The following is a 23,678-nucleotide window of genomic DNA, read 5'->3' as shown; positions in this document are numbered from 1 at the left end:
TTGCGGATAACGTGTGCATAACGTCCATCCGTTAAAACGTACTTTACGATGACTTCAAAAAATAATACAACCCTTTATTTTTTCCTCTACTATCGTCGTACACTGTACATAGCCATTACAATCTATAAAACAACAATAAAAATTTAACACTTAATGCACTTATAAAATTATATTGCTCTGTTAAATTTCTACGCTAAAACGCAAAAAAGCACTTGTTGCCTTTAATTGACAATCAAGTGCTTTAAGTTCATATGTTTTTAAGTATCATTAAATTTTTAAGTTTCATGGTAACAGTATGACACCTTTTATATGTCGTGACAACTACTACGTTAAAACTTACGAGTTTGTACGAGTTCGTTAGTTTCATATACATTCCATGTGTTTATATTTATCGCCCGGTAAAATGTCATCTCGCCTAAGCTCGTACTTTATTTTTTATTCTATCATTGCACATAACACTCTATGATGGTACAACCATCATGGAGTATGTACTTTTAAACAACCTATTCTTTTTCTTTCCACTTCAAAAATAAGTTCTTCCTCGTTCATTTGGCTTATGTGCTTTTTTGTTTTTAATTTCTAATCCCAATTGTCAATTGCTTCTTGAAAGCTATCTTTTAAGTACTCATCAAAAGTTGAGTATCTAATTATTTCTTCCTTACTGATATCATCCCATCTTATAACATAGTAATCACCTTTCGTGTTAATACAATAAACAAATTCATCTACATTTTCAATAACCAAATAATTCTCTGGTAATCCTAATTTTCTATATCTTTCAGTATCATCGACTACTGATGCATACTCCATTCCTTCTACTCCCAATACCTCAACTCCACAAATACCTCCTGAACCAAACCTTTTAACAAACTCTCTATATTGTGGCGGAAAAGTACAACCTAATTTTTTTTCAATCATAACTATGTTTTCGTCTGATATTTCTCCAAAAAAATCTCCTTTTTCAGTATATTGATTTATCATTTCTAAAATTTCCATATCCATTTCTTAATCACCTCAATCTAAATTATTAAAACGCCATTTCCAGTATTTTTTTCTAAAATTATTGTATTGTTTATCTAAAATATCACTATTTCTAAAACTATCACCATCTTTTATTAAACCATGCAAAATCTTTTTATACTCATCATGAGTAGTGGCAAATATTTCTACCATATCGCCTGGTTCTTTTTGAAGTAAATGATGAAGTTCAATCTGTGTCTCTACTCCATTCTTATCAACTACAAAAGGTGGACGTCCTTTTGCTGCTAGTTCCCTATTTGATAAACCCTTTGCCTTTGGATGCATCGGCTTATAATCCCACTGTATGTCAGTTCTCTGATATACACGCCTTGAAACATCCATTTCTTTTCCGCCAACTTTAACACTACCTTCAAGTTCAACAGCCTTATATTTATCTCCCAACCAATCAAGATTAACTTCTCTACCAACTAATTTTGAAGAGTTACTTCCGGTATTAACATCCTTACCCGTACCCTTATTTAAAACCAAAAGCGATAATTGGGTTACCAATTATCGCTTACTAAGTCAAACCATTTGATGTACTATAAAGTAACAATTATTTTATTATCTATGATAGTTCTAAAATTGGTGTAATTTCTCATCATATTATTACCATATGCACTAACTGCTTCATTACCACACACCATACTTTCATAGTTATCTTTAAATTCTTTTTTTATTGACTCTTCCAAACTGTCATAGTATCTTTTGATAGCTTCCTCTGCCAATTCACACGACCCGTGCGTTAATATAAAATTAATATCTACCATATAACCCTTTTGAGGATAAAAACCCCTTTCAACAACCTCTTTTACAAAGTTGTTCAAATCATTCGTACACCTTTCTACAATTGGCATAAATACACTATTTAACCAATTAGTGAATTCGTTAACTGTCCGCTCCCACTCTTCCTCATTTGCTATGTTCCAATATAACTGACCGCTTGGTACATTGCACTGACGTGTATTAATATGAAATATTTTATCTTCAGATTTTAAAGGAAGAATTGCGCATTCACCATAAAATACTACGTTTTTATCAGATATATTATTCCAACTTGTATAAAAGAGTACCTTATAAATGAAATTTTTATCTTTTTTACTCATCCAATGACCAGACTTCGAATATTTCCAGCCATTATCTAAATACTTTTCAGATATTAGATTACATACGCATTCAAATGCTTTATTAGCTTTCACATTACCCCTCCAACAATTCCATGCAATTTCCAATTATTTTATATTTACATCATTTAATACAGTTTCAACTAATTCTCCATATGAAAAATCAACTTCATCAAAACATGTTTCAAAACAACTACTTATATTTATCTTTGCATATTTCATATTCGCTTTAGAAAAATCCGCTTCGCCAAACCTACAATCTGCAATATGTATTTCCTCTAAATTACAGCTCCTGAAATCAGCCAACTCAAAATCACAATCAAAAAAAGATGCTCTCATTAGTAAAGAAGCTCTTAAATGGACTTGTTTTGCCATGATACCCTCTGCCATCACCTCTGACAAATCTGAAAAAGTAAGATCTAAATCACTCATATCTAGTCCATCTATAACCTCATCATTGTATTGAGATCTATTTAATATTTCCATGACTCTTATTCTATCATTACCATTCTCATTCATTATTACGATCTCCTTTCATTTAGCTTTTCAGATAGTCCTTCCAAGCAATATTTGGAGAATAAGTTACAACCATTCGACTTTCATGAAAACTTGGCATGGCCATTACTTGAGCTGGTTCTAAGTATTTCATTACATGTAACCAACTATCAAGTAATATATCTATATCGGCTTCTAATGGTTTTTGTAAAAGGTCTATACAAATCCCACCCCAATCCAGCTCTGATACGACAGCTGGGCTATTTAGTAATAATTCCTTATCAAACATGTCTAAAATATGACCACTCAAATATGTTTTAGCGCCTGCCCCCAAAGGACTGTTAGGAAGAAACCTTACCGGTATAGGTAAGGCAGACATATTCATCCACATATGTAACCGTTCACGTTCCGTATTCCATGGATAAGACGCTTTCCAAAAGATTTGCGACACCCCAAAACGTGGTTTTACAATTTCTGCGATTTGATCGGATAACTCAAAAAAAGCAGACCATAAACTTTTAGGTATTGATTTATGAAACTCAAACTCAAGATATGACCTATGACTCCAGTTAACTTTAAAGCTTCCTCTATAATGCACTGCCTTATCACGATACAAATGTACTTCTGATACTTTACGTTCCAAAATCACCTTTTCAAGAATTTCCTCACGATTATATTCTACCCGTACGGTTTCACTGTTACCCCAATGAGTAGGAGCAAATTTTTCATTCGAATCAAACACGCTCAAAAGACGAACTAGTATCTCTTCCTGATTAATCGATACTGTAGGATACATTGCAATTGTAAAATAATTAGGTTTCATTTAAATCCCCCTTAATACTAAAAAGTAAAGTTACATACTTATCTATATTTTTATCCATATACCTCCACCTGGGATATCTAGGTGCGATTCCCACTTATGTGTTACTTTACCACTATTTGGATCAGTATAGAAAATGTCACTCTCTTTCGCTAAAGGCCCACTTGGTCTTGGATGAGGAGGAATCCCATTCAAATCAGGTTTATCGCTTGATATTGTCACAATATGACTTCCATTTTTATCTTCGAGCATCTCTCTTTCAGCTCGCATTTGGCTGTCATTATGAATAAAGTGTTCTTTGTCACTTATTTTGTGTTTGTGATCATGAACTAAATCGATTTCATCCTTAGCATTACGACCTATACTATCTGGACGCGTAAGATGCCCTTCACTGGATGTATACGTAACAACCTTGCCAGAGTTATTGTCCTCTAATGTACGATTTAGGTGTTCTCCCAAAGCTTTTCTTCCTTTTATTTCTTCTTCTCTTCCACGCTCTTGACTTTTCTTTAAATTTTCACGCTTAACATCCCACTCTTTACGTTCTAAAGGCTCTTTTGTTTCTTCACAATGACGATTATACCTAATGTTATCTGCTTCCTTATAATCCCCCCGTGCTTTGGCTTCATCTATTTTTATTCGATAGTATTTTTCTCTTTCCGGGGTTAGTTTAATTTTGTTTGGGTTTGCGTTACTACCAGTACCCTTAACCCCACCACTCTCCAAATTCGAGATCCTACTCTGAATACTCGCCTTCGAGGCATCATGGGCTTCTTGGAATTTCCCGCTATAGTTCGTTCCAGATCTAACGACACTTCCATCTGGCAGTATTTCTACACCTTTAAAGATTGGGGATACGGAGTCCGCAACTTTTGCTAATGTACTTTCAATTATATAATACTAGTAATTTTTGTTAGCCTGAATTCATAAAAAATATTTTCTAAAAATTTATAGCATGTCTATCTATTAAAAAAGCACTTGTTGCCTTTCGTAGACAATCAAGTGCTTTAAATTCATCTGTTTTTAAGCAGCATAAATTTGTAAGTTTTGTAGTAACAGTATGACACCTTTTATATGGTAACAAGTAATACATTAATACTTACGAGGTCATTATTATTATGTCCTTTCCATGTCTTTTCAATAAAATATCATCTCACCTAATTCTCACGCTTTTCTTTCTAATACAGTTGTAAAAATAAAAAATTCAATAGCCACTACGTTCTCCTAACGTTGCCATTGAATTCCTTTACTAAGCATGTACCTTTGTCAGCGTCCAAGTAACCAATAAAATAGGCACATTTCTCAATTTATTTTTCTATTATCAACCCTCCCAAATCCAAAACATTTTTATTATTTCGAATTCAGGAGGTGAAAAGTTTAAATGCATTTGTAGTAACACATGGTGTTATTAAAATTGTACGTGGCCAAAAATAGCACATTCTAGGTGGTTATGCAATCTTGATATTAACTTATAAAAAAATCTTGATCGGATTCAAGGGTGAAGGTATACAACCTTAGGCCTATCTATAATATTTGATACACCTTTCTTGAAAAGGAATTCTATCATCAAGCAACACCTCTTCTTGCAGGATTTTTGTTATATTCTCTATTTTCCCAATGAATAATGCATAAAAGTCGCCCGAATTTGGATATAAAAACAGACCAAATCCCTTTGGTGACAGTATTTTGTTGGCCATCTTGATCTTATCGGGTAAAAATTCATAATTAAATGCTTCTAATCTCTCAAGTTCTTCTTGTGTTGCTAATTCAATTTGGTGGGCAAATTCGTAATCAAGAATAAAATTGACAATTTCTTGGTATTGCTCACCTTTATAGTCAACGTATAAAAACTGTTTCGTTGTCAATCCATATTTTAATAGGTCTTCATGTAAGTCATAACTTCCTTGTTCCTTCAAAATTGTTTCCAAATCCTTGCTATCAGGAAATATAATCTGCGCTATCCCTTGATCAGGCATCTTAGCTTCCTCCCTTTTATTGAAATAATTCTCCATGCTTGTTAGGAATATATTCCGGATAGTTTTCACGATAAAATTGATCGATCATCTGAAGTACGGGATCCCATTCAGGATATGACTCATGTTCCCCAAATACCATTCTAGCTTCTGGAGTATTCATCAGGAAATTATCGATTTGAGTAGGTACTGGCAACCCTAGTTGTTTCCTTACATGGATTAAAAATAATATTTCAAAAGGATAAAATCCATATCTGAAATCACCAAATTCACCTAGCTGTCCGATTTCAGAAGCTAATGCAGAATGATACTGTGACATTATCGAAATTAGATGTTCTATTTCTTCTAAATCACCAGTCGACCAACGTTCCAGCACTTCATCATAAATATTCAGGTCTTCAGGGATTGAGCCGCACCGCAGTTCAGCTTCCTTAAACTTATTTTTCACAGCTAGATGCAATTTTTTATTCGTTCCCATGATGGTTTTATTTCTATACTGCAAGTACAGCTCTAGCAAAAACCAAATATGTCTATCCTCTTCATTGGCATCTATTAAATGTTCACCGAAGTGATGAGTCATAAAATCATATAATATATTTTCTTCTTTCTCCCATCCATACATTGCAAAATGAACTAATGTGAGGACGACTTCTCTAAACGTATACCCCAAAATCATCTTTGGATATCTGATTTTATAAAGATCTTGTCCCATGCACTGGTAAAATAAGACTTTCTGCATGTTCTTTAATCCTTCTACATTGTTTCCACCGCTTATCAATACATCGTTTTTCCATAGTGACAAGTGATATGAGAAAATTTTGCTTAAATTTATTAGTAGGATGTGATCTTTCTCTGTTTCATTTTGCTTAACAATTTTCTCAACCTTACTTCTACTGACATTATATTTATCTTTCACATCTTCAAATTTGATTCCATCCACAAAATTTTTACTATATCTTTTAAAAGCCATTTCTAACTTTTTGGGGTTCATCATTGCATCCTCCCTATGAATTAATCTATTTTCTTATTCCAGTCCTTTACCTTTAACTCATCAACACCGAATCCAGTATCAGTAATCTTTATATCTGTTTCAACTCTAATAAAATCGAATTGTAGATCCGGACTCTCCAAATTCGAGATCCTACTCTGAATACTCGCCTTTGAGGCATCATGGGCTTCTTGGAATTTCCCGCTATAGTTCGTTCCAGATCTAGCGACACTTCCATCTGGCAGTATTTCTACACCTTTAAAGATTTGGGATACGGAGTCCGCACCTTTTGCTAATGTAGTTCTAGTTATATAATACTAGTAATTTTTGTTGGCTTTAATTCATAAAAATAATTTCTTTAAATTTATAGTATATCTTTCAATAAAAAAGCACTCATTGCCTGTAGTCGACAATCAAGTGCTTTAACTTCATATGTTCTATAAGTAACATTAATCCGTCACTATTCTTCTTTCAATAGTCCAACTAAAGCTAGTTAATTTGGATATTTTACATATTTACTCGCTAATAATACATTCCTTAATTTAACAAAAAAATATTTTAAGATTTATTTTGCTCTTCATATTCTTTCATCTCTTCGAATTTTCTTCGCTCATTTTCATTACTAGGTTTCTTCCCTAAATATTTATATTCAAAATAATCCACTCGGTCATTCGGTCCAAAAGTAGATTGATACCATTTAGTATACCCATAATGAATTTTTAATTTCCCCTCAGATGTCACAATCATATCAAAAGAATACCAAGGTTCCTGATTATTTTTTATAAATATTTCCTGTAACTCTACACTTAAATGAAATAATTCATCATATGTCTTATCATATTCTTTTTCACTCACATTAAATACATCTGGTATATCATGGGAATATATATATTCATCCGATCTATCTGGGGTATTGAAAAAGAATAATACCCCACCCTCTTGGTTATAAATCTCTGCATTAAAATAAAAGATATCCCATTCTACGGGAATTGTATCATTTATTTTTTGCGCTATATTTTGATAGATTTTATTTAATTCTAATTCGAACACTTTTACATCAACCTCCTGTTTTATTAAGTATTTCACGTATTACCTTACGTTGGCCTTCAATTTGGTATTTTATTTTAAATGAGTTTGGTCTTAGCGATGAACCTAAGTATACTGGTTCAATTTTTACTGTCACTTTTTTAGGAGGCTTTCCACCTAATGCATTAGCCCATTCTTTCTCCATGTTATACCATTCTCCACCCGAACGATTAATTTGTTTATTTTGAGCGACTAAATTATCAATATCACCGGATCCATGGAATTGCGTCCCTATCAAATGCCCACCATCATCATCCGGTAATCTATCTTCTCTTCCTGCAGCCACTTGCATTCCTGTGTTTCGTTTTCCTTTTTGAAGTATTAATTCTCCTGCCTCAACATCTACTATTCTACCAAGCTCATCTGTTGTATATTTATAACCATCCTCAGTAATATAACGCACGTTTGGCGCAAGTTCTTTCCTTCCATTTTTCCCTTTAATAATGTGCTTCCCAAGATCTTTCTCTTTTATTTCAGTTATCTTAGGAGTTTCACCCATACCCTTAGCAACACCCGCACTCCCAGACGTTGCTTTCTTCACATCTCCAACCTTTTTTAATCATGAAGTTTATCAACTATTTTTACACCTTTCCCATATGGAGTCATCATCCCAACTGCTAGGAGTTTTTCACCATAGGTAGCTTCTGGGTCAAAGAGTGTGAAAAGATCACCAAAGAGAAAATCGAATCCAAACTTCGCCACACCGATTAAAAAAGGATCGAGTACTGGCCTTCTACCACCGACTGGCTGGCCAAAAATGTTATGCTCCATTTCATAATCATCGGTTTCAACTTGGAAATCCTCACCTATATTCCCTTTTATTGTACCATTTTTAATTCCTTCAAGGTATTTTTGTGTCGCTTGTATCTCTTCTTTTGTAAATCTATTATTGATAGATTGATTTTCGCTGCTTATTCCTTCAATGTCGTTATACACATTGTGCTCTAAATCTACACTTTTTCCAATACCATTGTCAGATTTCCGTATTTTCTCTTCTATAATTATTTGAATTTGCTTTGCCCATTCCATATTTAACTTTTCACTATGAAACGTCCCACTCACAGGACTAAATCCTTTCCCGCTTTGTACTTCAGCGAGTCCGGCTGTGATGCTAGCTGCTAATTGGAGGGCGGTGCTGTAGTTGTTGCTGGACGAATGATTGAATTCATATAGACGCTCTAGTTTTTCTTCTAGTTTTTTTCTCATTGCAATTAAGACTGCAATAATTGCGTCTACTCCAGGCATTGGTGTAAGTACTTCGATTGCTTCTATACTAGCGATCGATCGATTGATTGGCATGTCTCGTAGAGTAAACTGCTACGATAATCCAGTCGTTGAAAACTTCTTTATATCATGAAAGAGAATTGTGGAAGCACTTCAGCATTTGAAAATTTCGTTTTTGTATTTTGGGATATATAATTCACCGTACCAAATATTGTAATTCCGAAACAAAAAGCACTTGTTGCTTTTTGTTGGCAATCAAGTGCTTTTTGTTTATCTGCTTATAAAGTAGGATTATTTCAGGGAATTTTCAATTAACTTTACAATATCTTTAAAACTTACGAATTCATTAGTTTCATGTTTATTCCATTTATTTATATTCTATATTCTTAGCCCACTAATAGCTATCTCGCCTAGTTATTGTTCTTATATTCAAAAGAATTACCTCTCTTCTTTGCACAAATATAAGTATTGGCCAAACTCAGGGAATGTATCCCAATTTCTAGATACATCATCTTTTATCTCTCGCTCTTCTACTTCTCCAGTTTTAGAATCTTTTTGCTCCATAGCAATATGACCATTTTCTTGATACCCCAAAATCATACTTTTTAACTGTGTATCCCCGTCATATTCCCAATACATTATTGTCCTTAGGAATATTCTATTATCTTCTTTAACAATAAAATCGTAGTGTAAATATTTACGAAGAAAATCATCCAAAAAACTTACCGATACCCATTTATCAGTGACATTTACTAAATACTTTGGCTGCTCTCCATCATTGAGAACAGCAGTATAAGAATGACGTTTTTCATGAAGTGTTTTCGCTACATTCTCATCAATTATGTTCCAAGGCTTCTTTTTTATATTAGACCACTTATCGCAATAATAAATTTCCATTAATTATACACCTTCCCATTAATATCACGAATAATAATCCCTTTCTCATTCGCCTCTTCAATAATTTTTTGTGGAACTGGTTTTGTTTGTACAGGGACTTCCAAAATTTATTCTCCATCTAGTCGACCACCTTTTAAAGCATTAGGATTAAATTTACCTGAAGAAATTTCTGAACCGGAAGAATACTTTTTAGTAAACTCACTTAAATAACTTAATGCCATCTTTTCTTTTACTTCAGCCAATTGGATAAATTTCCTCGAGACAATTTCTTCACCCGGAATATAAGAATCCACAACATATTTCTTCCCATTGATTTCCTTTGCCTCTAACTCTACTTCATTATAAGGATATCGAGGACGATTTTCCTTATTAAATCTATTCCCTGCTTCCCATTGCTTTTTCACAAAGTCGGGTATTGATTTCTTTTTAGATAGTGTTTCACCCGCACCCTTACCACCATCTTTAGACTTCGCAAACTTATAATAAGCTTCTTCAATTCACCTTAGGTATTGTGGTTACAATATTTCCACCAACATTAGAGAATGCATAGGAAGCCTCTCTCTTAAATGATTGTAACATTTCAAGCGTAGGCTTCAATTCTTTTGCTAGTGTTACTGCATTAGCAATTGTACTTACTCCACTTGATGCTTTTGCTCCTTTTGCGATAATCCCAGGCATTAAAAACTTCTTCATATCATGAAAGAGAGTTGTGGAAGCACTTCATCATTCGAAACTTTTGTTTTGATATTTTTGGATATATAATTCATCTTACTAAATATTGTAATCTCAAAATAAAAAGTACTTATTTCTTTTTATCAGCAATCAATTGCTTTAAGTTCATACGAGTTAATTATCTTTCAGTAAAGTTAAACCTTCATTTTCTAATTTATTCAAAGTTACTAAAAAAACCCCAAGGCATATACCTTAAGGCTCATAAATCAAGAAAATATTCCCTCTATTTTTTTGTCATAATTTTTTACTTTATCATTAATTTCTATTAGCAAAGTATCCTCATCCGTTGCAGGTTCATAACCAATTATTACGTTTGGAATATCATACTCTTTTTTCAAATTAACTAGATAATGCACTAACTTTTTTAACCTTAACTTATTATCATTCCTCTCATCCTTTAATATTTCATTTTCAGGAAAGTTAAATACAATATCACCATCCTGTTCATCAAATGAAAATACTATTACTACATTTTTTAATGAAATACCTAGTTGTAATTCTTCTAAACATACATTTCCTGTGCCTTTCGGTGTTAAAATCTCTTCCATTTTTTTCACTTGAGAAAAATCCAAATCTTTTTCTAAAATATTATCATAAAAATGTGATGATTTAATTTTTAATATATTTAATTTAAGTTCGTCGTAAATTAACTTATCAATACTTCTCTTATTAAAATCTCTTAATATAATCTCTAAATTTTCCACTTACAATCCCCCTCTTTCACTGATCAATAAACCCTTTAAAAGTTCCATCAAGGTTCAATCGAACTCCACGTCCATCTGGTAGTTTTTTCTCCAAAAACTCTATTCCTTTAGGACTTTTAATTTTTATAAATCCTCCTGGTCCATCCATTATTTCTTTAAGATGTTTCAATGCAGTTTGGTTTATTTGGTCAGGGCCACCTTTAACTTTCCCCCAAATATCTGGATTTCTTCCTGCATGTTTTTGTAAAGCATGACCTACAACAGTCTCTCCACCCTTTTTAGGAGAAGTTGCAGTATTTATTATAGTTTCATTATTAACTTTAACAAAATCACCTGTACCCTTACCCCCACCAGAAGACTGGATTTTTTGAATAGTATCCTTAATATTTTGAATCGATTTATTCCAAACAAATCCACCATGTGCAAAAAGACTAGCCCCAGCAGCTGTTGCTGCTATATCTAATGGAATAACAATTGGTGATGCTAACCCACCAGTTCCTACTTCTGCCACGATAGTTAAGAAATTAGATCCGCCTATGAGCGAAATAGCTTCAAACATTTTTACAATGGACCCAGCTATTTAATAATATTACCCTGCTTTTTCTGATGTTTTTTGGCATTGAAAAGCATACTATATAACTGCAATTGAAGCCTATGTGCATATTCTGTTAGCTTTAATTCATAAAAATAATTTCTATAAATTTATAGCTTACCTTTCAATTAAAAAAGCACTTATTGCCTCAAATAGACAGCCAAGTGCTTTAAATTCATCCGTTTTTAAGTAGCATAAATTTGTAAGTTTTGTAGTAACAGTATGACACCTTTTCTATGTCGGGCCAACTACTACGTTACAACTTACGAGTTTGTACGAGTTCGTTAGTTTCATGCCCATTCCATGTGTTTATATTCATCGCCCAATAAAATGTCATTTCGCCTAAGCTCGTACCTCGTTTTCTTATTCTATCATTGCACATAGTACTTCATGATGGTACAACCATCATAGAGTACATACTTTCAAAAACCCTTTCACTTTCTTATCCCACTTAAAGGCCCTCTTTTTCACTCTTGATCATCATAAGCATCTCCAAGTGATTCAAATTCACTCTTTAGCCAATACCAATATTGTCCATTATTCTTAATAAGTTTTTCAAGTAAGTTAGTGAATGAAGTTGCGATAATTTGCGACTCCCCAACTATTCCATGTCGATCAAAAAAACTATCATAACATCTACCTAGTCTTTCTTCACTAAGATCTATTGTTAAATATTCATCCTTACCATCATTGCATATAATATACCAACTTGATGAAATATCTTCTTCACATAACTCTCCTACAATTACGGGATTAGCCAAAATAAACTCCTCTGGGGTAACAATATGAATAGGATATTCCTCATTTTCAAATAAAGTTAGACCACCACAAAGACTATAAAATTCTTTTAAATCACCTGGTAGCATATGCTTATTCTTATCAATTATCGGTAATTCTATAGGCTCCTGAACTCGACAATTAGGTAATGATTTTACTTTTTTAATCAACTGATTAATATTTTCCATCTAAATTACTCCCTAAAATTATATTGATTAAAGGCCCTATAATACTCTTGTCTAGCTAAACGTGGTACATTCGCAGCATCAAACATTTTTCCCGTCAATTCTTGTATTTCTTTTGGTGAAACAGATTTCCAATCTACTTTACCTCCAACCTTTTCCCTATTTTTCAAAGAGCCATTGTCTATAAACAGCTTTAGTAGCATTGTGTTGCTCTTTAGTTAAAGCTATAGTTGGAGCATTCGCCCCTCTACTAACATAATCGGGGACATTATGTTTAGCCCATACATCCATAACGCCATGATGATTTTCTAGTGGTGAATTCCTTGGCCTATACGGTACTATATCGTATGGTTCTGTAGTCTTACCATCTTTAGACTTCGCAAACTTATAATAAGCTTCTATCAATTCGCCTTGAGGTATTTTGGTTACGATAGTTCCACCAACACTAGAGAATGCATAGGAAGCATTTCTCTTAAATGATTGTAACATTTCAAACGTAGGCTTCAATTCTTTTGCTAGTTTTACTGCATTAGCAAATGTACTTACTCCACTTGATGTCTTTGCGATATGACCGATTTTATTTAGCACCTTTAACTTATTTACTTCTCCTACATAATATATATACTCTGAAATACTCTACTTAATTTACAGAACCATTCGTAAACACAAAAATAGTGGCAGTTGGATTCTCCAAACTACCACTATTTTTAACCTCTTAATTCATTACATTCCGTATAAATTAGTTTTTTAACGTTACTCATGATGCACAATATTTTGATTTGCTCGTTATAAAACTTCCTCTACATCGACACTCTCTATCTTCACTTCATACATATTTGGGATGTTTGCTTCTTTTGGTACCCATGCATAATAATTTTGATCATTCTCTAACATAAATTGAACTAACTTTGTTTCTGAAACATTCCAGAAATTTTTTAGATTATCAATGTAGTCTTCTAAATCTTCTTTATAGTCCAATTGTAATATATACTCTCTTACCGTCAGGGCAAACACAATTAAACTTCCTAATAGATTTTTTTGCTCATTTTCTTCTTCATACTCTTGTGGTAAGAACCACACTTGACCTATTTCTATCGTTTTTTTGTATTTTTCATAAAAACTACTATCATCCATATTCTCATAGTCATGAATCAATTCATTGACCAATGAATGCCATTTTGGCGGAATCATGTTTTCCAGTGCAGGATTATTTTCAATTCCTTCTACTATATCCTCTATTTCTTCTGTCTCATCTTCATAGTGATATTCACTTAGGTCTATATGCTTGAATTTCATTTCATTTTTATAATGTGCCAAATCATATGGATAATGATTATTATCTTTTAAACTTGTATCATCAAGTCCGAGTATCTTTACTATTGCAGCTGTCTCAAAGCTCCAATACCCTACATATCCAGGTTCTTTATGCGCATTTTTCCATTCATAATCATAATGGCCTTTAAACCATTCTTTCTCCATGTACGTTTGTAATCTTTTAGATGCTTCTTTTTTATCTATTTGTGCAAGTTCTATAATCTCTCTCGTTTTTACATATGGATTTTCTTTATAATATCTGTTCGTCATATTTGTGTATCCGATATCACTAGCGCATAAGAGGAAATCAATTACTGCGTCGTTCATATCTTCCTTCTCAACTAGCTTAGTTAAACTTACAAGATTCTTTTTCTCCGTCTCTAATAAAATTCCTAGAGATATCATCCAAATTAGATTTAAATATCCAACTTCTCTTTCCCCTATATGCCCCCAATCAATAAGAGCATTGTCAAAATCTCACTCTATTTGATTCCTCCTAGCTTCTAAATTATGGCCATTCTCCAATAATATTTCCCTTTGCATCTAACCTATATGCTTTTACTTTTCCGGTACTATCGACTTGTGATAGTACTCTTTCTACTTGATTTCTTTCCAGCGCTCTTTTAATCTTATCTGTCAATTTCTTATCTCCATCAACAGCTTTAAATATTCTATTTTTTTGGTTTTCGCACCATTCAACCAATCATTTGACATTTGTCGTACATCTTTAGTTTTTCCTAATTGTGAACTACCAAATTTAGCTTCATCTATAACGTATTTGATCTTTGATTCTGCATTTGTATTTTCGTATAATCCATCAATTCCTTTTACTATTTTATCATTTATACCTGACGGTGTACTTTTTCCGACTGGCTTTAAATCAAATCCAGCTTCTTTTAAACTTTGATTATTCAGTAAATTGTCACTAGATTTTATTTCACCATAATTACCTTTTTGCTTATTTGTAGCTGTTTTTGCATCAAAATTATCTACAGTTGTGTTTTTTTACTGCTAGGTTTACCGTTAGCCGTACCCTTAATAGGTACTTTAACACAAACTTAAAAATCCACAGTGTAAAAAATTTATCACTGTGGATTCTTACATTTATTTTTCTTGATAATGCACCATATCATAAGGGTAATATAAAGTATTTTTTAAACTTGAATCATCTAATTTTAAAATCTTTGCGATTGCTCCACTTTCAAAACTCCAATAACCAAAATATAATTTTTCCTGGTGTTTATGGCATTCATACCATCCCATATCATTATGCCCCACATACCATCGCTCTAACAAGTATTCTTTCATGAATTCACAAGATTTTGTATTATCATTACACATCATGACATTAATTAGACTTTTAAATGGCTTTTCAAATAACCAATTACTGTTTTGATAGTTCACTTCTTCATTTCTATAATGAATGATAAAATTATATAAAAAATCATTCACCTTATGCTTTTCTACTAATTTTGCAAGAATATCAAATGTATTTTTATCAATCTCCAGCATAATACCTATAGAAAGCATCCACAACATATCTTCATAAAGATTAATATCCCAAAATTCCTCCATTTTTCCGGCTATTAATTTATAGTCGTCTATCAAGGATTCTATTGGTTCCCCCATAGAATATTTAGCTATTAAAATTTGATATTCTAAATCATATACCTTCTTTCTCACATTTAAAATCCTATCTTCTCGCACTTCATTATTGCGTAATTTTGTTTCAAATTTATTTATTCTATCTTCTTCTTCAGAAATATACTCCAAAAAATATTCTTTGTCTTTAAGTGTATCCCTTAGCATTTCTAAACAACCCTTCTTATTTTTTTATAGTTCTTGCATCATCTAACTTTTTGGTTATAATAGAGCCGTCTTCTTTAATATTAACTAGTATCTCATCATATCCCTCTAACAAAATATCATCAGCAGCATCTTTTCCTACTGCTTTCTCTAGCCTAATCTTTCCCTCTATCCAAGTATCGCTCATCTGTCTTCCATCTTTAGTTTTACTTAGTTTAGCACCACCATATTTAGCTTCGCCGATTATATATTTCGGAGGTGGGCCCTGATTATAATAAACCCCGTCTATTCCTTTAACTATTTTATCATCTAAACTCGTTACTAATTCTATCAAAACCTTTACTTTCGAAATGAACATCCATTTTCATTTCTCCATAATTACCTTTTTGTTTATTAGTTTTAAGTTTAACGTTACCATTTTCTACTTCGTTTATAATTTCTTTTTGCTTTATTTTAGCTTGTTGTACATTATTTATTGTCTTAGGTTTACTCAGGCTCTTACCAACATTATTAGTCCCCTTAACTCCTCCACCAGAAGACTGGATTCTTTGAAGAGTATCCTTAGCATTTTGAATCGATTTATCCCAAACAAATCCACCATGTGCAAAAAGACTAGCCCCAGCAGCTGTTGCTGCTATATCTAATGGAATAACAATTGGTGATGCTAACCCACCAGTTCCTACTTCTGCGACGATAGTTAAGAAATTAGATCCGCCTATGAGCGAAATACCTTCAAATATTTCTACAATGGACCCGGCTATTTAATAATATTGCCCTGTTTTTTTTAATGTTTTTTGACATTGAAAAACAAACTATATACCTGCAATTGAAGCCTATATGCATATTCTGTTAGCTTTAATTCATAAAAATAATTTCGATAAATTTATAGCTTACCTTTCAATTAAAAAAGCACTTATTGTCTCAAATAGACAACCAAGTGCTTTAAGTTCATATGTTTTTAAGTAGTATTAAATTTGTACGTTTTGTAGTAGTTGTCATGACACCTTCTGTATGTTATGACAATTACTACATTAAACCTTACGAGTTTGTACGAGTTCGTTAGTTTTTTGCCCATTCCAGATATTTATATTTATCAACTAATCACTATGAGTTGTAATCTCAGAGTCTCATTTCCCTAAAAATAAAACATCATATCTATTACGCTTCATCAAACAGACATCCCGATTTGTATAATTATTGTCGGATGTAAATAAAAATATTAAATAACTAAATCAATTTGGCAGCTGAATAGTTACCTTATTTTTCTCCTGAAAACACATTAAAAATCTAGTTTATTTAAATCATTATGTTTTATAAATCGAGCTATTTCCATTTCTAAATCAATTCTATTAATATTTTTATCAAAAATAAATCCTATTTCCCCATTATATTTTTTTAATTTAGTTGGCATATCCCAATACTCCATCTCATTTTCAAACTCATATAATCCAAAAGTAAGGCACATGTTTCTTCCGTTTTTTTCAAAAAAAATAATTATGTTATCTTTATCAAAGTCTTCATAAATAATATTTATTTTAGTATCATTCATTCTTGCACACCTTCCCAAGTAGTATACTTACTAGATTATCATTTTTAACCATACAATAAATTATTACTTACTCCCAATTCTATATAAATGATAATATTTATCATATAAACCACAACATGCGTCCATTCCTGGGTTTGCACTCATTGACTTTTCGATCACTTTTTCCCATGAACCATACTTATTAAATGAAAATTCTGCTGTTGGACCATGTGGATTACCATATTTAACCTCATTTCTAGCCATTACACGCTCTAGTCCTTTTGGATCATCTATATAATCATTTAATCGATTCTGATTTCTTTGATTATTTACCGCTCTTGCAATTTCTTCAATTGAATTTCCCTCATTCTTCATTTTATTAATTAGTTCTATAATATTATCATTTTTATCATGATAACTCTGCCTTCTTACAGTTGCCTGAGCCACTTGTTCTGGATTTGTCCAGTCTAGTGCATCAGCAAATCCACCTATACTCTCCGAGTTTGGATTTGGAGAAAACCCATAAACTGCATCTGGATTTTCATGTATATCTTTTGCCGCCTTTGGATTATCCATAGGATTATTCTTATAAGCAAATCTAGTATCACCCGTACCCTTACCACCATCTTTAGACTTCGCAAACTTATAATAAGCTTCTATCAATTCACCTTGAGGTATTTTGGTTACAACAGTTCCACCAACACTAGAGAATGCATAGGAAGCCTCTTTCTTAAATGATTGTAACATTTCAAGCGTAGGCTTCAATTCTTTTGCTAGTTTTACTGCATTAGCAAATGTACTTACTCCACTTGATGCTTTTGCTCCTTTTGTGATATGGCCTACTTTATTTAGTGCCCTATCGCCTAATATTGTGGTAGCTATTTGTGTTAATCCATAGGTAGTCAATTCTGTACGACTCTCTGCATCTCCCTCTATCATATCTCGTTTTATTTTATTTGAAAATGCATGCCACATATTTTTTGCAGTTTCATCCAAATGGAAAAGTGCATAGGTTACATTAATAAAAGTTCCTATGTCCATATTACTTAAAGCTATTGCGGACTCGATTTCATCACCAATAGCTTTCCCCGATCCTCTTTGAATAGCTTCCCACATCTTTTTCGCTGTTTCAAACGTGCCAACTATACTGTCTGTCGCATCGTCCCAAGCATTTCTAACCGGAGATTTCTTCTCAATTATGTTATTTGTTTCTATATCTTTAATTGACTGATCATTTTTTCGAGCTATTTCTTCTATAATCCCCTGAATCGAACTCACCCAATCCATATTCAACCCTTGTGTACTAAACGTACCACCCACAGGACTAAATCCTTTCCCGCTTTGCACTTCAGCGAGTCCGGCTGTGATGCTAGCTGCTAATTGGAGGGCGGTGCTGTAGTTGTTACTGGACGAATGATCGAATTCTTGTAAACGCTCTAGTTTTTCTTCTAGTTTTTTTCTCATTGCAATTAAGACTGCAATAATTGCGTCTACTCCAGGCATTGGTGTAAGTACTTCTATTGCTTCTATACTTGCAATGGATTGATTGATTTCTTGTATTTGTTGTCTTATTTCATGTTCGATAACATCTGTTGAAGCAACTTTTGCTTGGAAATCGTTTGGGAATGCTTCGTTTTGGCGAATTAATTCTTCACATAAGCATATAATCCCTTGCGCTAATGGCCGAAATGTTTGGACAAGGTAGGCTTTTGCACTACTGTATGTTTGTCCTTGTAATACTGTGTCTATCGCAAAGGCATCAATAGATTGAATGGCTTGTTCCATACTTTGAATCGTAGCATTACATATAGCGTTCATACTTTGAGTTTGACTTTGTACTTCTCCCAAATACATGTTTAAACTCATGTATTGACCTCCCTTTGTAGTTGCTGCTGTTCATAGGAAAGGTCGTTTTCTTTCTCACTGAGATGCCGTTTTTCTTTAAGCAACGTCTCTTTTTCGTTTTCTAATTCGAATGTAAGTTTTCTTTCATACTGTCCGATCTCTTGCCGCATATTCGTAAAAAGGTGAAATGCATCTTTGTCACCATACCAAGTTTCTAGTATTCGGTTAAATAAACGATTATTTCTATTTTTCCATTCATGAAAACTAACCTCAGCTCGTTCTTGATTTTGCAGCGCGATTCGGTTTTCATTTTGTTCTTCAAATATAATTCGTAATTTTTGATTACATTGACTGATTCTCGTTTCAATTTCTTGACTCATCTTTTCTCCCTACCTTTTCCCCTTTACGTAGGTTGTTACATTATTGAAAAGTCTTTTGAAGTCCGGTATCCATTTTCTCAAATTCATTTGCTACGGAATGGATATTATCAATTGTTTGTTGAAAAGCAACGCAAAATTGTTTCGTGATCTGTAAATTTTGTTGATTTGCTTCTTGTGCTTTGAAGTTCACAGATAGTGTCGTACGCGTTGCCTTATTTATAGAGCGACTAGTAGCACTTTGCATTCTATCTGAAGCATTTCTCATTTTCGTTGCAAGTTGCGTTGCTCTATGCAAATTACTTTGAAATTCTCCCATCACTTACTCCCCTCTACCTTATATTTTCAAGAAAATTATACCATGGAAAAATATTCTAATAAACCGAATGTTCGAATTTAATAAACAATTAACCACTGTTCCTGAGGATACGAGCAACACTTACCTATCAATATAACTGGATCCAAAGTGGATTCTACTTATACAAAAAAAAGATGACCTCAGCCATTCGCTAAAGTCATCTTTTTCTACCTTATTATTTCACTAACTCTCCATTATAAGCTTTTATATCAAGAGGAGCAGTTAAATACTGTTTTGCTTTGCTAACGAAAGATGTGAAGTGTTCACTCGTATTATGACTCGCAACCGCTACTTCATCTTTCCATACTTCTACCATCGTATACACATTTTCTTTTTCTGTATCTTTATATAAATCATAAGACACATTTCCACTTTCTTCTCTTGAACTATGAATTAGCGGATGAATTTCTTCTAAAAATGATTGTTGTTTCGCTGGATCTACTTGAAATATTGCGTGAATAATAATCATGGTGTTTCCCCTCTCATATCTCACTTATTTCTTTAAAATTACTTCCACTCTGCAACTTTTTCAATTGGAAGACGTACTGATTGGTAACCACTGTCAGCCGCTTTTCCGACTGAAATTAACATAACTGGTACGTAACGTTCTTTATCTAATCCGAACGCTTCAGCGATTTGGTCTTTTTCAAAACCACCAATTGGACAAGTATCATAACCGTGAGCACGAGCTGCTAGCATAAATTGCATTGCTACAAGACCACCATCAATAAGTACAGTATCTTTCATTACTTCTGGTGTAACCATTGAGAAGTAAGCTGAAAGTTTTTTCATCTGGTCTTCTTTTACTTCTGCTGGCATGAAACCGCGCTCTACTGCTGTACCGTAAATTTCTTCTGCGTTATCAAAGTTGTTTAAATCACCAAATAAAGCGATCATTGCTGAAGAAGTTTCTACTTGAGATTGATTAAATTTCGCAAGTGGCGCAAGTGTTGCTTTCGCTTCGTCACTTTCAATCACTACGAATCTCCATGGCTGCATGTTTACTGAAGATGGTGCAAGTGTTGCTTCTGTAAGAATTTCTGTCATTTCTTCTTTGCTAATTTTCACTGATGGGTCGTATTTACGAATCGAACGACGTCCTGTTAAAATTTCGTTAAAATCATTTGTTTTTACTGAGTTAGTCATAGTTGTATTCTCCCTTTTTTAAAGTTCTTTTATGTTTTCTTGAATATGAATTAACATATTTAAAAGATTGTCGCGTTCTTCTTCACTTAATCCTTTAAATGCCGATGCTGCAAAACGTTCTTTTTCCTCTTGAAACGCCTGAATTTTATTTCGTCCCTCTTCAGTAAGAGAAACTAACGTAATTCTGTTATCGTCTGGATTTTTACGTCTTACAATCATTCCGTTTGCTTCTAACTGTTTTAAATGCCTCGTTATCGCGGCATTATCAATGTTCACTTCTTGCTGAAGTGCTTTTTGACTAATTTCACCTACTTCAAATAACTGAAGTATAAGCTCTAATCGAGACTGGCTCATACCCGTACACCCTTCAAATTTCGAACTTACTTCTTTATTTAGAAAGTGTAATTTATATAAAATAATCGCTTCTTTTGAGCATGAACTTGTCAAATTACCCCTCCTTTACATCCAATTTTAAAAATCATTTGATATATCAATAGTTGATACGTCAATTAATATAATCTATATCGATTTAGAATGCAAGCATTTTGTTTTCATTTTATTTTTTCCAAATTAAGGCGCTTTGTAGCGTTACAAAAAATGTAAATTACATTATAATAGTAATAATTTAAATGACTGGAGAGTGATTGTAATGCGGCAATACACAAATAGAAATGAGGAAATGAAAATGGAAAATGAAATGAGGATATTGATATATGACAACAATAAATATAGGGATTGTCGCGCACGTAGACGCTGGCAAGACGAGTTTGACTGAACGTATTCTTTATGAAACGAATGTGATTAAAGAAATTGGCCGAGTTGATGGCGGAAGTACGCAAACAGACTCAATGGAATTAGAAAGGCAGCGCGGAATTACGATTAAAGCATCCGTCGTTTCTTTCTTTATTGATGACTTAAAAGTAAATGTCATCGATACACCGGGACACGCTGATTTTATCGCTGAAGTGGAGCGATCATTCCGCGTTTTAGACGGTGCAATCTTAGTTATTTCTGCCGTTGAAGGTGTGCAAGCACAAACGAAGATTTTAATGCGAACGTTACAGAAACTAAACATACCGACTATTTTATTTGTAAATAAAATTGATCGTCGTGGTGCAAATAGTGAAATTGTTGTAAAGCAAATAAAAACGATTCTTTCAAATGAAGCATTCCCCTTTTACTCTGTCCTAAACGAAGGAACAAAGGAAGCTCGTATTATTGAATATAAATCATATGATGATTGTATAGAACGATTAGCACCATATAATGAATCGTTACTTGAGTCATATGTAAATAACGAAATCGTAACGGACACAATGTTAAGAGAAGAACTCATTAAACAAATAGCGCAAGCAAATGTGTATCCGATTTTCTTCGGTTCCGCAATGACGGGTATAGGAGTATCTGAACTACTTGAAAATATTTCAACCTTACTTCCAGCTAATAATCTGTCTCAAGACGAAAAATTGTCCGGTATTGTTTTTAAAATTGAACGTGAACCTTCTGGAGAAAAGATTGCATATGTAAGAGTTTTTTCTGGTAACTTACACGTTAGAAAATATGTTGATATACAGCGCGATCAGTCTCTACCACATAAGGAAAAGATTAAAAAAATGTGCATGTTTCATAATGGAGATGCTGTTCAAACTTCTACCGTTCCTAGCGGAGAATTTTGCAAAGTGTGGGGACTAAGTGATATTAAAATTGGTGATATTATCGGTGCACGGACTGATTATATAAAAGATATTCACTTTGCCGAACCACAAATGGAAGCTGCCATCGATGCAGTACCTAAAGAACGAATTCATGATTTATACGCTGCTCTTATGGAACTATGTGAAGAAGATCCACTCATTAAAGTGTGGAAAGATGATGTTCATAATGAACTATACATTCGCCTTTTCGGTCAAGTACAAAAAGAAGTAATTGAAACGACTCTTTTTGAGAAATATAATTTGCAGGTTACTTTTTCAAATACGCGAGTTGTATGTATTGAGAAGCCAATTGGCATTGGGATTTCCGTTGAAGTAATGGGCGAAAAAACGAATCCATTTTACGCAACAGTTGGATTCAAAGTCGAACGTGGTGAACTTAATTCTGGCATAACATATAAATTAGGCGTTGAACTTGGCTCACTACCTTTAGCATTTCATAAAGCGATTGAAGATACTGTATTTCAAACGTTAAAACAAGGTTTATACGGTTGGGAAGTTACGGATATTTCTGTCACGTTAACGCATACAGGTTATGCAAGCCCTGTTACAACAGCGAGTGACTTTAGAAACGTAACGCCACTCGTTTTAATGGATGCTTTAAAGAAAGCTGAAACATATGTATATGAACCAGTAAATGCGTTTGAATTAACTGTACCGGAGCAGGCAATTAGTACCGCAATGTATAAGCTCGCTGCTATTCCAGCAACTTTTAGCGAGCCGATATTCAATAATGACTCATACCATTTAACAGGATCGTTACCTGTTGCGAAAACAGAGAATTTTCAGCGAATGCTTCATTCATTCACTGAAGGAGAAGGCATATTTACAACGAAGCCAGCTGGTTTCACAAAACTGAAACCTCCCTTCCCTACTCGAAAACGTGTTGATTATAATCCGCTGAACCGGAAAGATTATTTGCTTCATGTGTTGAAGGCTTATTAAAATAAAAGAGGTGCAATTCGCACCTCTTTT

At 33.4% G+C, this 23,678-nt stretch carries 23 protein-coding genes and 10 pseudogenes; 1 reads left to right on the top strand and 32 read right to left on the bottom strand.

Annotated features, from left to right (window positions below; genetic code table 11):
- Window positions 1-579: 579 nt before the first annotated feature.
- From QCI47_RS12970 to QCI47_RS12820, 32 genes and pseudogenes are all read right to left on the bottom strand, one after another.
- Window positions 580-1,002: an SMI1/KNR4 family protein gene (locus tag QCI47_RS12970; RefSeq protein ID WP_065212026.1), complete on the bottom strand. Its 423-nt coding sequence runs from the start codon at window positions 1,000-1,002 to the stop codon at window positions 580-582.
- A 12-nt stretch (window positions 1,003-1,014) separates the two neighbouring features.
- Window positions 1,015-1,530: an HNH/ENDO VII family nuclease gene (locus QCI47_RS12965; RefSeq protein WP_076872564.1), complete on the bottom strand. Its 516-nt coding sequence runs from the start codon at window positions 1,528-1,530 to the stop codon at window positions 1,015-1,017.
- 32 nt (window positions 1,531-1,562) lie between these two features.
- Window positions 1,563-2,219, bottom strand: a complete 657-nt coding sequence (locus tag QCI47_RS12960) for a hypothetical protein (protein ID WP_061130307.1) — start codon at window positions 2,217-2,219, stop codon at window positions 1,563-1,565.
- Window positions 2,220-2,255: 36 nt separating this feature from the next.
- Window positions 2,256-2,663, bottom strand: a pseudogene (locus QCI47_RS12955) (pentapeptide repeat-containing protein); the annotation flags it as partial.
- A 19-nt stretch (window positions 2,664-2,682) separates the two neighbouring features.
- Window positions 2,683-3,462: a hypothetical protein gene (locus QCI47_RS12950; protein ID WP_061130305.1), complete on the bottom strand. Its 780-nt coding sequence runs from the start codon at window positions 3,460-3,462 to the stop codon at window positions 2,683-2,685.
- A 42-nt stretch (window positions 3,463-3,504) separates the two neighbouring features.
- Window positions 3,505-4,308: an ADP-ribosyltransferase gene (locus QCI47_RS12945; protein ID WP_483299111.1), complete on the bottom strand. Its 804-nt coding sequence runs from the start codon at window positions 4,306-4,308 to the stop codon at window positions 3,505-3,507.
- A 671-nt stretch (window positions 4,309-4,979) separates the two neighbouring features.
- On the bottom strand, window positions 4,980-5,435 hold the full coding sequence (locus QCI47_RS12940) for a hypothetical protein (protein WP_061182620.1): 456 nt from the start codon (window positions 5,433-5,435) through the stop codon (window positions 4,980-4,982).
- Window positions 5,436-5,451: 16 nt separating this feature from the next.
- Complete coding sequence (locus QCI47_RS12935) at window positions 5,452-6,426, bottom strand: hypothetical protein (RefSeq protein WP_061182621.1); 975 nt, start codon at window positions 6,424-6,426, stop codon at window positions 5,452-5,454.
- Window positions 6,427-6,554: 128 nt separating this feature from the next.
- Window positions 6,555-6,731 (bottom strand): annotated as a pseudogene (locus QCI47_RS12930) (hypothetical protein); the annotation flags it as partial.
- A 247-nt stretch (window positions 6,732-6,978) separates the two neighbouring features.
- Window positions 6,979-7,470 carry an immunity protein YezG family protein gene (locus QCI47_RS12925; RefSeq protein ID WP_016124921.1) on the bottom strand — a complete coding sequence of 164 codons (492 nt, stop codon included), beginning with the start codon at window positions 7,468-7,470 and terminating at the stop codon, window positions 6,979-6,981.
- A gap of 7 nt (window positions 7,471-7,477) precedes the next feature.
- Window positions 7,478-8,005, bottom strand: a complete 528-nt coding sequence (locus QCI47_RS12920) for a DNA/RNA non-specific endonuclease (protein WP_076875092.1) — start codon at window positions 8,003-8,005, stop codon at window positions 7,478-7,480.
- Window positions 7,994-8,799, bottom strand: a pseudogene (locus tag QCI47_RS12915) (hypothetical protein); the annotation flags it as partial. The gene QCI47_RS12920 and the pseudogene QCI47_RS12915, both read right to left, overlap by 12 nt.
- 369 nt (window positions 8,800-9,168) lie before the next feature.
- Entirely contained in the window at window positions 9,169-9,627 is a 459-nt protein-coding gene (locus tag QCI47_RS12910; protein WP_061130268.1) for a hypothetical protein, read from the bottom strand.
- Window positions 9,628-9,734: 107 nt separating this feature from the next.
- On the bottom strand, window positions 9,735-10,031 hold the full coding sequence (locus QCI47_RS12905) for a hypothetical protein (protein WP_309423301.1): 297 nt from the start codon (window positions 10,029-10,031) through the stop codon (window positions 9,735-9,737).
- Window positions 10,032-10,069: 38 nt separating this feature from the next.
- A pseudogene (locus tag QCI47_RS12900) lies at window positions 10,070-10,299 on the bottom strand (hypothetical protein); the annotation flags it as partial.
- A 266-nt stretch (window positions 10,300-10,565) separates the two neighbouring features.
- A complete protein-coding gene (locus QCI47_RS12895) occupies window positions 10,566-11,063 on the bottom strand; it encodes a hypothetical protein (RefSeq protein ID WP_000429178.1) in 498 nt (165 codons plus the stop codon).
- Between the two features lie 16 nt (window positions 11,064-11,079).
- Window positions 11,080-11,643 (bottom strand): annotated as a pseudogene (locus QCI47_RS12890) (hypothetical protein); the annotation flags it as partial.
- A gap of 479 nt (window positions 11,644-12,122) precedes the next feature.
- Window positions 12,123-12,620 (bottom strand): SMI1/KNR4 family protein, encoded by a 498-nt coding sequence (locus QCI47_RS12885; protein ID WP_000427918.1) that lies wholly within the window; start codon window positions 12,618-12,620, stop codon window positions 12,123-12,125.
- Between the two features lie 5 nt (window positions 12,621-12,625).
- A pseudogene (locus QCI47_RS12880) lies at window positions 12,626-13,004 on the bottom strand (sugar-binding protein); the annotation flags it as partial.
- Window positions 12,981-13,208, bottom strand: a pseudogene (locus QCI47_RS30285) (internalin); the annotation flags it as partial. The pseudogenes QCI47_RS12880 and QCI47_RS30285, both read right to left, overlap by 24 nt.
- Before the next feature lie 195 nt (window positions 13,209-13,403).
- A pseudogene (locus tag QCI47_RS12875) lies at window positions 13,404-14,408 on the bottom strand (PoNi-like cognate immunity protein); the annotation flags it as partial.
- 31 nt (window positions 14,409-14,439) lie between these two features.
- Window positions 14,440-14,968: pseudogene (locus QCI47_RS12870) on the bottom strand (hypothetical protein); the annotation flags it as partial.
- Between the two features lie 67 nt (window positions 14,969-15,035).
- A complete protein-coding gene (locus QCI47_RS12865) occupies window positions 15,036-15,740 on the bottom strand; it encodes a PoNe immunity protein domain-containing protein (protein ID WP_000943014.1) in 705 nt (234 codons plus the stop codon).
- A 16-nt stretch (window positions 15,741-15,756) separates the two neighbouring features.
- Entirely contained in the window at window positions 15,757-16,071 is a 315-nt protein-coding gene (locus QCI47_RS12860) for a cytosolic protein (protein WP_353811811.1), read from the bottom strand.
- A 171-nt stretch (window positions 16,072-16,242) separates the two neighbouring features.
- A pseudogene (locus tag QCI47_RS12855) lies at window positions 16,243-16,498 on the bottom strand (hypothetical protein); the annotation flags it as partial.
- Between the two features lie 518 nt (window positions 16,499-17,016).
- Complete coding sequence (locus QCI47_RS12850) at window positions 17,017-17,286, bottom strand: hypothetical protein (protein ID WP_001000171.1); 270 nt, start codon at window positions 17,284-17,286, stop codon at window positions 17,017-17,019.
- A gap of 63 nt (window positions 17,287-17,349) precedes the next feature.
- A complete protein-coding gene (locus tag QCI47_RS12845; protein ID WP_353811810.1) occupies window positions 17,350-19,131 on the bottom strand; it encodes a T7SS effector LXG polymorphic toxin in 1,782 nt (593 codons plus the stop codon).
- Window positions 19,128-19,490, bottom strand: coding sequence for a DUF3958 family protein (locus tag QCI47_RS12840; RefSeq protein WP_061130393.1), 363 nt, complete (start codon window positions 19,488-19,490; stop codon window positions 19,128-19,130). The genes QCI47_RS12845 and QCI47_RS12840 overlap by 4 nt, the downstream gene beginning before the upstream one ends.
- A gap of 40 nt (window positions 19,491-19,530) precedes the next feature.
- Window positions 19,531-19,806 carry a TIGR04197 family type VII secretion effector gene (locus tag QCI47_RS12835; RefSeq protein ID WP_000503628.1) on the bottom strand — a complete coding sequence of 92 codons (276 nt, stop codon included), beginning with the start codon at window positions 19,804-19,806 and terminating at the stop codon, window positions 19,531-19,533.
- Between the two features lie 214 nt (window positions 19,807-20,020).
- Window positions 20,021-20,314 (bottom strand): putative quinol monooxygenase, encoded by a 294-nt coding sequence (locus QCI47_RS12830; RefSeq protein ID WP_000583810.1) that lies wholly within the window; start codon window positions 20,312-20,314, stop codon window positions 20,021-20,023.
- Between the two features lie 38 nt (window positions 20,315-20,352).
- Window positions 20,353-20,991: a nitroreductase family protein gene (locus tag QCI47_RS12825; RefSeq protein WP_000185385.1), complete on the bottom strand. Its 639-nt coding sequence runs from the start codon at window positions 20,989-20,991 to the stop codon at window positions 20,353-20,355.
- An 18-nt stretch (window positions 20,992-21,009) separates the two neighbouring features.
- Window positions 21,010-21,438, bottom strand: a complete 429-nt coding sequence (locus QCI47_RS12820; protein WP_000204165.1) for a MarR family winged helix-turn-helix transcriptional regulator — start codon at window positions 21,436-21,438, stop codon at window positions 21,010-21,012.
- A gap of 266 nt (window positions 21,439-21,704) precedes the next feature.
- Here QCI47_RS12820 and QCI47_RS12815 point away from each other — a divergent pair, with 266 nt between their 5' ends.
- On the top strand, window positions 21,705-23,648 hold the full coding sequence (locus QCI47_RS12815; RefSeq protein ID WP_309423206.1) for a GTP-binding protein: 1,944 nt from the start codon (window positions 21,705-21,707) through the stop codon (window positions 23,646-23,648).
- The last annotated feature ends 30 nt before the right edge of the window (window positions 23,649-23,678 follow it).

This window comes from Bacillus cereus group sp. RP29, assembly GCF_040459765.1.
In the GTDB taxonomy this organism is placed as follows: Bacteria; Bacillota; Bacilli; order Bacillales; family Bacillaceae_G; genus Bacillus_A; species Bacillus_A paranthracis.
The sequence above is the reverse complement of the archived record's forward strand: the minus strand, read 5'-3'. Positions and strand labels throughout refer to the sequence as shown.